This is a genomic window from Micromonospora lacuserhaii (assembly GCF_036902735.1).
Lineage (GTDB): Bacteria > Actinomycetota > Actinomycetes > Mycobacteriales > Micromonosporaceae > Micromonospora.
In genome coordinates this window covers 1-13,025 of record NZ_JBAKHO010000062.1, presented here as the reverse complement: position 1 = coordinate 13,025, position 13,025 = coordinate 1, and the positions used below count along the sequence as shown (strand labels likewise).

The window sequence follows — 13,025 nt, the reverse complement described above, 5'->3', positions numbered from 1 at the left end:
GGCTGGCCGAGGGTCGGCAACCCCAGCACCTCAACGCCACCTGACTTCGGTGTTGGGCGTGGCACGAGCATGAGGACGGCCACCGCGTTGATCATCGATGACCTGTGAGGACAGCCGAAGATCGTGCGGTGGCCATGGGCCACGGCATAGACCCCGCCGGGTGGCGGGTCATCCTGGACGAGGCGGGCCCTCTCCGAACGGGCGTCAGGGTGGGTCGGGCGTCGACCGGCGGGGGATCGCCCAGCCGAGGAAGCGGGTGAAGAGCTGCCCCGGCGCCGGCCCGTCGTACGGGTGCAGCCTGTGCAGCTCGCCGGCGGCGTCGTGCAGCAGCCCGCCCAGGTAGACCAGCAGCGACACCCGGTCGGCGGCGTACTCGTGCAGCAGGCCCAGCCGGGCCGGCGCGCACGGCCAGGGTGCGGCGCAGGCGCGGCAGAGCCAGAGGGGTCGCAGTGGCAGGTGCCCGCCGCCGCTCACCACCGGCCGCCGTTGGCCCGCCAGGTCTGTGCCGGGGTGAGCCGGCCAGCCCGACCCACCTGGGGAATCGCCCTGGTCACCTCGTCCCACCAACGGTTGTTCGACGGCGGGGTGGGCGGTTCGGTGGGGACGGGCGCGTGCCGGTCGGGGCAGGCCGTCCAGCGCAGGCCGCACGAGCACCAGCGCCGCCCGTAGCGCCAGGTCCGTCGGTGCCGGGGCGCGAGCGGCACCGGTCCCGCGTTGCGTCGCGGCCATCCCATCAGCGCCGACCATGGGGTACGCCGGGCAGCGGTCCGCCGCGTTCGACCAGCGTGTCGATCACACCGTCGGGCAGGCCGCGTGAACGCAGCAGCCGCCGTGCCCAGCGGTGCAGCAGGCAGGGGTACGGGGTCCGGTCGCTGCGGCACAGCGGGCCGGCGGGCCACTCCTCGGGCCGGTGCACGAGCAACGCCCGCAGGCCGAGCTTCACGTCCTCCACGGTGACCACCCACGGCAGGGGCAGCTCGCCGAGCACCTTTTCCAACGCGTCCACCGGTTCGTCGGCCACTGACCGCACGTGTGTCGCCTCCTCGTCGAGTGCGGCGCCGAGGCGGGCGGGGACGGCCGTGTGCGCGCATGGTCGGCCGGAGCCCGGCACCCGCCCCGGGCCTGTTCACGGAGCCCGCCAATGGCAGATCGCGGGCAGCGGACACCCGGCCGACTGCCCGGGGGAGTGGTCGGCCGGGTGGTTCCACAGGACGACCAGCTCCGGGTTTGCAGACCAGGGAGCCGGTCAGGTCGAACTTTGTCAGACAAGACTAGTAAAGTCAAGGCTGATCTAGTCCTTGCTTGTCATGTAAAGCTCGGCCGTGATCGAATGGCGGTGCAGACCAGGGAGTCAACATGCCCGCCAAAGCAAAATGGGCGCAGATCGCGGACCAGATCCGTGATCAGATTGCGTCCGGACAACTCGCACCCGGCGAGAAGCTGCCCTCCACGGCGCAGCTCAAGGAAGAGCACGGCGTCTCTGCCGGCGTTGTGCGTCAGGCGGTCCTCGTGCTGCAGATGCAGGGCTGGGTTGAGGGCGTACACGGCGTTGGCGTCTTCGTCGCCGAGCAACTGCCCCAGGGGCAGGGCAAGTCCTGATCGGGGTTCCGCGACCGGGTCCCACCGAGGCGTCTTACCTCGCGCACCCGCGCTGTCAGGCGTGCGCCGGGGTGCCGCGCAGCTCGGCGAGGAGGCGCTCCACCTCGGCGAAGGCCGGGTCGGGCAGCGGGCCGTACGCCAGCGTCCCCAGGTTCTCCTCGGCCTGGGCCACCGTCCGGCAGCCGGGGATGGGCAGGGTCCGCGGGCTGCGCGCGAGCAGCCAACCCAGCGCGCCCTGGGCGAGGGTACGACCGTCGGCGGTGAGCGCTTCACGTACCCGCGCCACCCGGTCGGCCCACTCCGCTCTGGGCACCCCGTCGGTGAACCAGGGCAGCCACTCCGGGGCGACCCCGCGTACGTCGTCGCCGCCCCGCGCGGCCGGCGCGCCCTGGTACTTCGCGGTGAGCAGGCCCATCGCGAGCGGCCCCCGATTGAGGCTGGCCAGGTCGAACTCGTCGCAGACCGCGAGCATCTCCGCGTTGTCCCGCAGCACCGACTGGTCGTGCTGGATCGCCGCGCAGTGTGGCCCCGCCGCCGCGAACGCCCGCGCCGAGGCGGGGTCGTCGGTGCTCCAGCCGTACGCCCGGATCTTGCCCTCGGCGACCAGCGCCTCCAGCGTGTCGACCAGGTCCAGCGCCTGCGGCACCGGCAGTGCGTTGACGTGCAGCTGGTACAGGTCGACGTGGTCGGTGTCGAGTCGGCGCAGCGAGTCCTCCAGGCTGCGCCGCGCGTACGCCGGGCTGGCGTCGACGCCGGTGGCCTGCCGGGTGGTCTCGTCGGTGGGGTAGCCGAACTTGGTGGCGATCACCGCCCGATCGCGGCGGCCGGCGAGGGCGCGCCCGAGCACCCGCTCGCTGTGTCCGGCGCCGTAGTTGCTGGACGTGTCGAAGAGCGTCGCCCCGAGGTCGAGCCCCCGGTGGACCGTGCGCACCGACTCGTCGTCGTCGACCTCGCCCCAGCCGAGCGGCTGTTCGCCCTCCCAGAGCGGCCCGCCGATCGCCCAGCAGCCCATGCCGATCGCGCTGACCTCGATACCGCTGCGCCCCAGTCGTCGTGTCGTCGTCATGGGACCACTCTTCAACCTGGAGTGCGCTCCAGGTCAAGCGTTAGCCTGCGGACGTGACCGGACGACACTCGCCTTCGGAGGCTGCCCGGCGCAGCGGCTTCAGCCTCGACACCCTGCGCTACTACGAGAAGATCGGCCTGCTCGCCGACGTCGGCCGCACCTCGGGCGGCCGACGCGTCTTCACCGACGACGATCTGAGCTGGCTGGTGCTGTTCCGCTGCCTGCGCGACACCGGCATGCCGATCGCCGAGATGTGCCGCTACGCCGAGCTGGCCCGGGAGGGCGCGCACACCGCCGGCGAGCGGCGGGCGCTGCTGGAGCGGCACGCACAGCGGGTCGAGGAGCAGATGACGCTTCTCCAGCGCCAGTACGACCATCTCCGCGAGAAGATCAGGTTCTACGACCGGCTCACCTGAGCCAGGGGCCTGCGCGGTCGCTACAGACCTGATGACGTGAACGAATCGGCGGAGGGTAGGGCCGTCGGCGGTGAGCCGCCTCCGGAGCTCTGCCTCGACCGGGGCGATCCGGAGGAGCAGGGGGCGAGTTGGAACGCTCGCCGATTCGTTGACGTCATCAAGTTCGTAGCGTCCCCACCACAGGTCTGGGCCCTGACCGCCCCGGCCGCTCAGGCCAGCCGGGCGAGCACCGGCGCGAGCGGTTCGAGCGCGTCGCTGCGTACCACAAACCGGGTGACCCCCCAGCGGCGCTCGTGTGCCGCGACCGCCGTGACGATCTCGTCCTCGGTCCCGATCAGCACGAACGGGGTGGCCAGCAGCTCGGCCACGGTCATCCCGTTGCCCCGGGCGTGCTCCGCCGCGGCGGCCTCCGCGTCGTCGGTGACCACCACCCGCTGCACCAACGCCTCCAGCGCCGGCGGGTCGTCCCGACCCGCGGCGCCGTCGGCGACGCAGGCCAGCTGCGCCTCGATCTGGTCGGCCCGCCACCGGGCCGCGTGCGTGTGGCCGTCGGCGAGGGTACGCCCGAAGCCGGTCAACCCGACCACGTCGGCGTGCGCCCCGGCCCAGCGCAGCAGCGTCGAGTTGGCGGTGCCCACGGTCAGCGGGATCCGCTCCTGCACCGGCCGGGGTGAGCGCAGCCGCGCCCCGTACATCGCCAGCTCGGGGGTGTCGACCGTCACCGGGGCACCGTCGAGCAGGGCGCGGACCGCTTCGGCGACGGCAACGCAGCGGCGGACCCGGCCGGCCACGTCGGGGCGTTCCCGGCCGACGGCGCGCCACTCGGCCGGGGTGTGGCCGGCGCCGACGCCCAGCCGGGCCCGTCCGCCGGAGACCAGGTCGAGGGTGGCCACGTCGGCGGCGAGCAGCATCGGCTCCCGCACGCCCAGGTTCGACACGTACGACCCGAGCCCGATCGTCGAGGTCACCGACGCGGCGGCGGCCAGCGCGACGAAGGGGGAGGTGACGTCGCCGGGATGGTCGGCGGCGAGCAGGGCGTCGAAGCCGGCCGCCTCGGCCCGGCGGGCCAGCTCGACCCAGCTCGCCGCGTCGGTGGGGGTTGCCTGGAGGGAGAAGGTGGTCACCGGCCCAGCCTGCGGTGCCGACGGCCGCCCGGCCAGCCCGCCGGCCCGGATTCTGCCGACCGGCGAATCCGCTCACGGCGTAGCGGCCGGGGCGGGTCAGGTCTCGTCGGGCAGGGGCACGCCGAGGAGTTCCTCGGTGGTTCCGCCGCGGAGCGCGTTCAACGCGGCGACCAGCTTCTTCTCCTCGTAGACGAAGTGCGATTCGAGCAGCGCGCTCAGCCCGTCCAGCTCGGCGCGTACCCCGTCGGAGTCGGTCGGGCCGGCGGCCAGATCCTCGACGCGGCGCAGGATCGTCGCGACCATCTCGTGGTCGGCGGTGAGTTCGTCCAGCACCGGGCGCAGCTCGGGGGCCTGCGCGGCCAGCACCCGGAACGCGCCGCCGTCCTCACCGGTGTGGTGCCGGGTCAGCGCGGCGCAGAAGGTCAGGCAGTGGGCACGCAGGTCGCGCCCGGGGCTGCCGAGGTTGGCGCGCAGCGCAGCCAACTCCTCGCGGAGCCAGAGGTGAATCTCGATCAACTGGTTGCCGAACGCCGTCAGGCGGTCCTGCGGCGGGTGGGAAGGATGCACGTGTGTCCCATGCGGTCCCGCGCCTCCATGCCCTCGGCGGCCTCCGTGCCGGGTACACCGCGACGCTGCGGCGATCCTACGTGGACCCGCCGGCGACGTCCGGCTCGTCGTCGTGCCAGCGGGCCCGGAAGGCCGCCTCGGCCGCCTCGTGGGTGGTCCGCTCGTCGTGCACCACCGACCGGAGGGCGTGCCGGGAGTCGGCGAAGATCATCACCTCGACGGCGATCAGCCCGACGCAGATCGCGGTCAGCAGCCCGAGCGCGCCCAGCGCCGGCAGGTGATGCGCCACCGGCACGGCGGCGGCCAGCGCCACCAGCACCCCGACCCGGGTCCAGGAGAGGGTGTGCAGGGTGCGGAGCTGGAACAGCATGTTGGCGGCCAGGTAGCAGATCACGCCGCCGTAGAACAGTTGCAGGGCGGGGCCGTGCACCTTCTCGCCCAGCCCGCCCGCGGGGTCGGTGACCGCGCGGACCAGTTCCTCGCTGCCGATCGAGAACATGATGATGCCGGCGATCATCGGCAGGTAGAGGTAGGCGTAGGCGTCCCGGGCCATGGTCATCCGGCCGTGACCGGTGGCCGCGTGCAGGGCGATCCGGGCGGCCGGACCGACGACGTCGAAGTGGGCCCACCAGAGGGCCGCGGTGAACACGATGCCCAGCACGGCCGCCAGCACCGCGGGCCAGGTGACCGGCTTGCCGAGGACGTTGCCGCCGATGCCGACCGAGATGATCGACTCGCCGAGCGCGATGATCAGAATCAGGTCGTAGCGTTCGGTCCAGTGCTCGGCGGAGGCCACCGTCCAGCCCCAGGCGCCCGCGATGATCCCCGTCCCGTACTGGACCAGCACCACGATGATCCAGAGCACGTCCCGGACGATCCCGGCCCGGCCCGGGTCGGCGATCGCCGCCGGGACCAGCGCCGCCGCCAGCAGCAGGACGGTGCTGCCTACCAGCTCCGGCAGGAACTGGATCAGGTGCCGGCGGTCGCTCGGGTTGTCCCGCCCGGCCCGCAGGAACAGCACCAGGTGGACCGCGCGGACGACCACGTAGCTGACCGCCACCACCATCGGCCCGGCGAACCCCTCCTGAGGGTCACCGAACGCCTGCGGCAGCGCCAGGGCGAAGGCGAAGAGGGAGGCCATCGCGGCCACCATCAGCACCGGCACGAAGCCCTCGCCGAGCCGCAGCCGGGTGGCGGCCATGCTGTGCACCACCCAGCACCACCAGAGCACGGCAAGCACCAGCAGGGCGTGCAGCAGGCTCCGGCCGCTGACTTCGATGGCGGTCGCCCGGGTGATGATGAAGAACGAGACGACGAAGACCAGGTCGAAGAAGACCTCGAACTTGTCCACCCGGGCGCCGGGGGCGACCGCGACGGCCGGCCCGAGACGCCCGCGCCGCCCTTCTTCGCCCATCCGTCCACTCTCGCAGCGTCCGGGCCTCGGGGCCGGTGATTCACCTCAGCCCGTCGGGCGGTGGCGCAGCCCGTCCATCAGCAGGTCGAGCAGCCGGCCGGCGAGGTCGCGCTGCTCCGGGCCACCGGCGGCGAGGGAGACCCCGCTCAGGCCGGCCAGCACGTCGCCCGGGTCGACGTCCGCCCGGAGCGTGCCGGCGGCAGCGCCGGCCGACAACAGCCGGGTGAGCGCGGCCACCAGCAGGTCGCGGCTCTGGGCGTACGGGTTGGCGCCGGCGGCGATCACCAGCCGCAGCGCGTCCGCCATCCCGCGCTTGGTGGCGAGATAGTCGACGAACCGGTCCATCCAGACCCGGGTCGCCTCGGCCGGCGGGAGCCGGTCCAGCAGGTCGACCGCCGCGTCGCAGAGCTTGGCCAGCTCGTTGCGGTAGGCGGCCTCGACCAGCGCCTCCCGGGTGGGGAAGTGCCGGTAGAGGGTGCCGATGCCCACCCCGGCGTCCCGGGCCACCGCGTCCAGCGTTACCTCGGGGCCCTGGCGGGAAAACGCCCGTACGGCCGCGTCCAGGAGTCGCTCGCGGTTGCGTGCCGCGTCGGCGCGCAGCGGTCGGGGGCCGGATGCCGGCACGTTTCCTCCTGGGTGGCCGATTCGCAAACGGAGGATCCTCCGGTTAACCTCGGTGTCGTACCGGAGGGGCCTCCGCTTCTCATCGTAGCGGCCGGACCACGGTCCGCGCCGCCTCGGACAAGGACGGATCATGACCACGACCACACCAGTCCGCACGCCCTTCGACGCCCGGTCCACCGCCCTGGAGGTGGTCCGCGACATCGACCTCACCGGCCGTCGCGCGATCGTCACCGGCGGCGCGTCCGGCATCGGGGTCGAGACGGCCCGCGCGCTCGCCGCCGCCGGCGCCGACGTCACGATCGCCGTACGCAACCTCGACGCCGGCCGCACCGCGGCCGAGGACATCACCGGCACCACCGGCAACGAGCAGGTGCTGGTAGCCCCGCTCGACCTCGCCGACCAGGGGTCCATCGCCGCGTTCGTCGGCACCTGGGACGGCCCGCTGCACATCCTGGTCAACAACGCCGGGATCATGGCGTCGCCCGAGATGCGCACGCCGCAGGGCTGGGAGATGCAGTTCGCCACCAACCACCTCGGGCACTTCGCGCTCGCTACCGGGCTGCACCGCTCGCTCGCCGCGGCCGAGGGCGCCCGGGTCGTCTCGGTCAGCTCCAGCGCACACCTGCGCTCGCCGGTGGTCTTCGAGGACATCCACTTCCGGCAGCGCCCTTACGAGCCGTGGGCGGCGTACGGGCAGTCCAAGACCGCCAACGTGCTCTTCGCCGTCGACGCGACCCGACGCTGGGCCGACGACGGCATCCTCACCAACGCCCTGATGCCGGGCGCGATCCGGACCAACCTCCAGCGCTACGTCAGCGACGAGGAGCTGGCCCGGCTGCGCGCCGAGAGCGGCGGCGGGGCCACACCGAACTGGAAGAACACCGAGCAGGGCGCGGCCACCTCGGTGCTGGTGGCCACCTCGCCGCTGCTCGACGGCGTCGGCGGGCGCTACTTCGAGGACTGCCAGCAGGCCGGGCTCAACCAGCCCGGTACCCGCACCGGCGTCGCCGCGTACGCGCTGGACCCGGAGGCCGCCGAGCGGCTCTGGGAGGTCTCCGAGGAGACCCTGCGCGCCTGACCGGCGGCCGGAACGACAAAGGAGCGCCCCGGTCGTGATGACCGGGGCGCTCCCTCGTACGCCGGTGTTACAGGCCCAGCTCGGCCTCGAAGTTGCCGCCCTCCAGCCGCTCCTTGACCGCGGCCAGGAAGCGGGCGGCGTCGGCGCCGTCGACCAGCCGGTGGTCGTAGGAGAGGGCCAGGTAGACCATCGACCGGACCGCGATGACCTCGCCCAGCTCCGGGTCGTTCATCACGACCGGGCGCTTCACCACGGCACCCGTGCCGAGCATCGCCGACTGCGGCGACGGCACGATCGGGGTGTCGAAGAGCGCGCCCCGGCTGCCGGTGTTGGTCAGCGTGAAGGTCGCCCCGGCGATCTCGTCCGGGCTGATCTTGTTGGTGCGGGTGCGCTCGGCCAGGTCGGCGACCCGCTTGGCGATGCCACCCAGGTTGAGGTCGCCGGCGTTGTGGATGACCGGGACCAGCAGGCCCCGCTCGGTGTCTACGGCGATGCCGAGGTGCTCGGCGTCCGGGTAGGTGATCGTCCCGCCCGCCAGGTCCATCCGGGCGTTGACGATCGGGTACGTCTGCAGCGCCTCGACGGCGGCGAGGGCGAAGAACGGCAGGAAGGAGAGCTTCACGCCGTGCCGCTGCTGGAACGAGTCCTTCGCCTGCGCCCGCAGCTTGGCGATCTTGGTGACGTCCACCTCGATCACCGTGGTGAGCTGCGCCATCTCGTGCAGCGACTCGTGCATCCGCTTGGCGATGGCCGTGCGGATCCGGGTCAGCTTCTCGGTGGTGCCCCGCTTGCCGCTCGGCTGCGGCTTCGCGGCCGGCTTGGCCGGGGCCGCCGCGGCGGCCGGCTGCGCGGCGGGCGCCGGAGCGGCCTTGGCGGCCTTGGCCTTCTCGGCCGCCTCCAGCACGTCCTGCTTCCGGATCCGACCACCGACACCGGTGCCGTTGACCGAGGAGAGGTCCACGCCGTGCTCGCCGGCCAGCTTGCGCACCAGCGGGGTCACGTAACCCGCGGCCTCCTCGCCGCCACCCTGGACGGGGGCGGTGGGCCGCTGCGGGGTCGGCGTCGCGGCGGACGGCTGGGCGGCCTGCTCGGCCTTGGCCGGCTCCGCCGCCGTCTCGGCCTCCGCGGCCGGCTCGTTGTACGACATGCCCGGGGTCGGCTCCTCGACCTTGGGCTCCGGGGCGGGCTCGGCCTTCGGCTCCGGCTTCGGCTCGGGCTTGGCCTCCGCCTTCGGCGCGGGCGTCGGCTCCGGCTTCGCCTCGGCCGGGGCGGCCCCGGCGGCGCCGATGATCGCCAGGTCGGCGCCGACGTCGGCGCTCTCGTCCTCGGCGACCTTGATCTCCAGCAGGGTGCCGGCGACCGGCGAGGGGATCTCGGTGTCGACCTTGTCGGTCGAGACCTCCAGCAGCGGCTCGTCCACCTCGACGCTCTCGCCGACCTGCTTGAGCCAGCGGGTGACCGTACCCTCGGTGACGCTCTCGCCCAGGGCCGGCATCTTCACCGGGGTGCCCTGGCCCGACGGCGCCGGGGCGGCCTGCGCCTGCGGCTGCTCGGCGGCCGGCTGCTCCTGCTCCGGCTCCGGGCCGGTGCCCTCGGCGGCGGCCGTCGGCTCGGCGGCCGGCTCGACCTGCTCCGCCGGGGCGGCCTCGCCGCCGCCGGCGGACTCGCCCTCACCGGCGATGACGGCCAGCTCGCTGCCCACCTCGGCGGTCTCGTCCTCGCCCACCACGATCCGGCTCAGCACGCCCGCCGCGGGGGACGGGATCTCGGTGTCGACCTTGTCGGTCGACACCTCGAGCAGCGGCTCGTCGACCTCGACGGTGTCGCCCTCCTGCTTGAGCCAGCGGGTGACGGTGCCCTCGGTGACGCTCTCGCCGAGCCGAGGCATGGTGACCGATACCGGCATGTTCTGAAACTCCTTCGTGGCCTCGTGCGATCCTCGCCCGCTTGCCGCCGGCGTCGCGGAATGAGTGTGGGTCAGGCGTGCGAGTGCAGCGGCTTGCCGGCCAGGGCCAGGTGCGCCTCGCCCAGGGCCTCGTTCTGGGTCGGGTGGGCGTGCACGAGCTGCGCCACCTCGGCCGGGTACGCCTCCCAGTTGTAGATGAGCTGCGCCTCGCCGATCAGCTCACCGACCCGGGCACCCACCATGTGCACGCCGACCACCGGGCCGTCGGCGACGCGGACCAGCTTCACATGCCCGGCGGTCTTGAGGATCTGGCTCTTGCCGTTCCCGCCCAGGTTGTAGTTGTACGTCTGCACCTTGTCGGCGCCGTACTGCTCCTTGGCCTTCGCCTCGGTCAGGCCGACGGACGCCAGCTCCGGGTCGGAGTAGGTCACCCGCGGGATGCCGGCCTCGTCGATCACGGCCGGGTTCTGGCCGGCGATCTCCTCGGCGACGAAGATGCCCTGCTGGAAGCCGCGGTGGGCGAGCTGGAGGCCGGGCACGATGTCGCCGACGGCGTAGACGTTCGGCACGCTGGTGCGCAGCCGCTCGTCGGTCAGCACGTAGCCGCGGTCCATCTTGACGCCCTGCTCCTCGTAGCCGAGGTTGGCGGTGTTCGGGCCGCGGCCGACGGCGACCAGCAGCAGCTCGGCCTCGACGGTGTCGCCACCGGAAATGGTCAGCTTGACGCCGTTCTCGGTCTTCTCGACCTTCTCGAACGGCTTGCCGACCTTGAAGTTGATCTTCCGCTTGCGGAACGCCCGCTCGAGCGCCTTGGACGACTCCTCGTCCTCGGCGGCCACCAGCCGGGGCAGCGCCTCGACGATGGTCACGTCCACGCCGAAGGACTTCCACACGCTGGCGAACTCCACGCCGATCACGCCGCCGCCGAGCACGATCACCGACGAGGGGACCCGGTCCAGGGTCAGCGCGTGGTCGCTGGTGATGATCCGCTCGCCGTCGACCTCCAGGCCGGGCAGGCTCTTCGCGTACGAGCCGGAGGCCAGGATCACGTTGCGGCCGGTGTAGCGCTTGCCGTCCACCTCGACGACGTTCTTGCCGACCAGCTTGCCGGCGCCCGCCACGAAGGTGATGTTCTTGGCGCTGCCCACCAGGCCCTGCAGGCCCTTGTACAGCCGGGAGACCACGCCGTCCTTGTACGAGTTGACCGCCGCCATGTCGATGCCGAGCAGCTCGGCCTTGACGCCGAACTGCTCCGACTCGCGGGTCTGGTCGGCGACCTCGGCCGCGTGCAGCAGCGCCTTGGTCGGGATACAACCGTTGTGCAGGCAGGTACCGCCGAGCTTGCCCTTCTCGATCAGCGCGACCGAGAGGTCCAGCTGGGCGGCGCGCAGCGCCGCCGCGTAGCCGCCGCTGCCACCTCCGAGAATGACGATGTCGAAGGTCGCTTCGTTCGGCTCGCTCACGTCCAACTCCCAGGTCGCGTCGCTGCATCGGGGGTCACGGAGGGATGACACGGACACACCCCACCTCGGTCATCTTGTCACTAGCTGATGCGGAGCGCGTAGTGAGGTGCCCAACGACACGTCGTCGACACGTACGCTTGGCACCGTCTTCGATGACGTTACGGGGAGGTTCGGGCGGGGTGGGGTTGTTCCGACGACGCAGGAAGGCGGTCGGCGTCAGCCGGGACCGCCCGGCCGACCGTGCCGATCTCGACCACCTCGAGAACTTCGTCCGGACCCGGCGCGGGGTGGAGGCGTACATCGAGCCCCGCACGACGGTCACCGAGACCACGGTGATCCTGATCGCCGACGACGGCGAGTGGACCCGCCGCCGGGTCGAGGGCCCGGAGGGCGCCCGCCGCTTCGCCCACAAGCTCGCCATCCCCATCTACGACGTCCGCCTGATGGGCTACCCGCAGCGGATGCGCGACTACAACGAACGCCGCAAGCGCCGCCCGCACCTCTTCTGACGCGACGCGGGGCGGCTCCCCGGAGGAAGCCGCCCCGCGTGTCGCATATCCGTCAGCCGTTGGCGGCGACGTCCTCGACCAGCTGCACCAGGGTGCGGACCGGGACGCCGGTGCCGCCCTTGGTCCAGTAGCCGGTGGCCTCGCCCGAGTGGTAGCCCGGGCCGGCGATGTCGATGTGCGCCCACGCCACCTCGTCGGTGACGAACTCGCGCAGGAACACGCCACCCTGGAGCATGTGGCCGGCCCGGTCCATCCCGGCGTTGACCTGGGAGATGTCGGCGACGTCGGAGTCCATGCCCTTGCGCACGTCGTCCGGCAGCGGCATCGGCCAGGCCGGCTCGCCGACGGAGTCGCCGACGACCTTGACCCGCTCGCACAGCTCCGGGGTGCCCATCACGCCGGCGATCCGCTTGCCCAGCGAGATCACCTGCCCGCCGGTCAGGGTGGAGGTCTCGAAGAGGTAGTCGGTGCCGTCGGCGCAGGCCCGGGCCATCGCGTCACCGAGGATCATCCGGCCCTCGGCGTCGGTGTTGAGCACCTCCACCCGCTTGCCGTTGAACATGGTGATCACGTCACCCGGCCGGTAGCTGGTGCCGGACGGCATGTTCTCCGCCATCGGCAGGTACGCGGTGACCGCCACGGACGGCTTGAGCGCGGCGATCGCCAGCATCGCGGCGCCGACGGCGGCCGCCCCGGCCATGTCGGACTTCATCTCCCACATGCCCTGCGCCGGCTTGATCGAGATGCCGCCGGTGTCGAAGGTGATGCCCTTGCCGACCAGCGCCACCCGCTTGCCGGACCCGCCGCCCTGCGGCGTGTAGGTGAGCTTCACCAGGCGCGGCGGGGCCTCCGAGCCCTGCCCGACCGCGACGATGCCGCCGTACCCGCCGGCCCGCAGCGCCTCCTCGTCCAGCACCTCGACCGTCAGGCCGGCGGCCGTCGCGGCGGTGGCGACGGCGTCGGCGAACGCCGGCGGACGCAGCTCGTTCGGGGCGGTGTTGACCCAGTCCCGGCTGGTCCGGACCGCGCCGGCCACCGCGGTGGCCCGGGCGATCTCGGCCAGGGCGCCCGCCTCGGCGGCGTCCGGAACGGCGATCAGCACCTCGGCCACCGGCTCCCGCCGGGCCGGCTGCGGCTTGGTCTTGTAGCCGGCGAACCGGTAACCGCCGAGCAGCGCGCCCTCGGCGACCGCGCGCAGCGCGGCCGGGGCGTCGGCGTCGTCCGGCAGCGGCAGGGCCAGCGCCACCCGGGGCGCGCCG

General features: G+C 72.8%; 15 protein-coding genes. 4 read left to right on the top strand and 11 right to left on the bottom strand.

The annotated features are described in order from the left end of the window. Window positions 1-204 precede the first annotated feature (204 nt). The 3 genes from V6U81_RS25710 to V6U81_RS25700 are packed head-to-tail and all read right to left on the bottom strand — an operon-like array spanning window position 205 to window position 1,021. Window positions 205-498, bottom strand: coding sequence for a hypothetical protein (locus V6U81_RS25710; protein WP_420884088.1), 294 nt, complete (start codon window positions 496-498; stop codon window positions 205-207). After that, window positions 471-734, bottom strand: coding sequence for a hypothetical protein (locus tag V6U81_RS25705; protein WP_334492910.1), 264 nt, complete (start codon window positions 732-734; stop codon window positions 471-473). Before V6U81_RS25705 ends, V6U81_RS25710 begins: the two co-directional genes overlap by 28 nt. Beyond that, window positions 734-1,021 carry a hypothetical protein gene (locus tag V6U81_RS25700; protein WP_334492908.1) on the bottom strand — a complete coding sequence of 96 codons (288 nt, stop codon included), beginning with the start codon at window positions 1,019-1,021 and terminating at the stop codon, window positions 734-736. The genes V6U81_RS25705 and V6U81_RS25700 overlap by 1 nt, the downstream gene beginning before the upstream one ends. A 335-nt stretch (window positions 1,022-1,356) precedes the next feature. Between V6U81_RS25700 and V6U81_RS25695 the strand changes: the two genes are divergently transcribed. Continuing rightward, the gene (locus tag V6U81_RS25695; protein ID WP_334492906.1) at window positions 1,357-1,599 is read left to right on the top strand and encodes a GntR family transcriptional regulator; all 243 of its coding nucleotides are present in this window, start codon (window positions 1,357-1,359) and stop codon (window positions 1,597-1,599) included. Between the two features lie 55 nt (window positions 1,600-1,654). Here V6U81_RS25695 and V6U81_RS25690 read toward each other — a convergent pair whose 3' ends face one another. Beyond that, entirely contained in the window at window positions 1,655-2,665 is a 1,011-nt protein-coding gene (locus V6U81_RS25690) for an aldo/keto reductase (RefSeq protein ID WP_334492904.1), read from the bottom strand. 53 nt (window positions 2,666-2,718) lie between these two features. Here V6U81_RS25690 and V6U81_RS25685 point away from each other — a divergent pair, with 53 nt between their 5' ends. Further along, window positions 2,719-3,081 carry a MerR family transcriptional regulator gene (locus V6U81_RS25685; protein WP_334492903.1) on the top strand — a complete coding sequence of 121 codons (363 nt, stop codon included), beginning with the start codon at window positions 2,719-2,721 and terminating at the stop codon, window positions 3,079-3,081. Window positions 3,082-3,290: 209 nt separating this feature from the next. On the opposite strand, the gene V6U81_RS25680 is transcribed toward V6U81_RS25685, so the two are convergent. The 4 genes from V6U81_RS25680 to V6U81_RS25665 form a co-directional block, all read right to left on the bottom strand. Next, a complete protein-coding gene (locus V6U81_RS25680) occupies window positions 3,291-4,205 on the bottom strand; it encodes an LLM class flavin-dependent oxidoreductase (RefSeq protein ID WP_334492902.1) in 915 nt (304 codons plus the stop codon). Between the two features lie 96 nt (window positions 4,206-4,301). After that, window positions 4,302-4,772, bottom strand: a complete 471-nt coding sequence (locus V6U81_RS25675; protein ID WP_334492900.1) for a hemerythrin domain-containing protein — start codon at window positions 4,770-4,772, stop codon at window positions 4,302-4,304. A gap of 76 nt (window positions 4,773-4,848) precedes the next feature. Continuing rightward, window positions 4,849-6,186, bottom strand: a complete 1,338-nt coding sequence (locus tag V6U81_RS25670) for a low temperature requirement protein A (RefSeq protein ID WP_334492898.1) — start codon at window positions 6,184-6,186, stop codon at window positions 4,849-4,851. 45 nt (window positions 6,187-6,231) lie between these two features. Then, window positions 6,232-6,810, bottom strand: coding sequence for a TetR/AcrR family transcriptional regulator (locus tag V6U81_RS25665; RefSeq protein WP_334492897.1), 579 nt, complete (start codon window positions 6,808-6,810; stop codon window positions 6,232-6,234). A gap of 130 nt (window positions 6,811-6,940) precedes the next feature. Between V6U81_RS25665 and V6U81_RS25660 the strand changes: the two genes are divergently transcribed. Next, window positions 6,941-7,888 (top strand): SDR family NAD(P)-dependent oxidoreductase, encoded by a 948-nt coding sequence (locus tag V6U81_RS25660; RefSeq protein WP_334492895.1) that lies wholly within the window; start codon window positions 6,941-6,943, stop codon window positions 7,886-7,888. Between the two features lie 67 nt (window positions 7,889-7,955). On the opposite strand, the gene sucB is transcribed toward V6U81_RS25660, so the two are convergent. Both sucB and lpdA read right to left on the bottom strand, forming a co-directional pair. Further along, entirely contained in the window at window positions 7,956-9,794 is a 1,839-nt protein-coding gene (sucB, locus tag V6U81_RS25655) for a 2-oxoglutarate dehydrogenase, E2 component, dihydrolipoamide succinyltransferase (protein WP_334492893.1), read from the bottom strand. A gap of 71 nt (window positions 9,795-9,865) precedes the next feature. Next, window positions 9,866-11,257, bottom strand: a complete 1,392-nt coding sequence (gene lpdA, locus V6U81_RS25650; protein WP_334492891.1) for a dihydrolipoyl dehydrogenase — start codon at window positions 11,255-11,257, stop codon at window positions 9,866-9,868. A gap of 179 nt (window positions 11,258-11,436) precedes the next feature. Between lpdA and V6U81_RS25645 the strand changes: the two genes are divergently transcribed. Continuing rightward, window positions 11,437-11,766 carry a hypothetical protein gene (locus V6U81_RS25645; protein ID WP_334492934.1) on the top strand — a complete coding sequence of 110 codons (330 nt, stop codon included), beginning with the start codon at window positions 11,437-11,439 and terminating at the stop codon, window positions 11,764-11,766. Between the two features lie 52 nt (window positions 11,767-11,818). Here the strand turns inward: V6U81_RS25645 and V6U81_RS25640 are convergent. After that, a partial coding sequence (locus V6U81_RS25640; RefSeq protein ID WP_334492890.1) for a leucyl aminopeptidase occupies window positions 11,819-13,025 on the bottom strand: 1,207 nt, incomplete at its 5' end.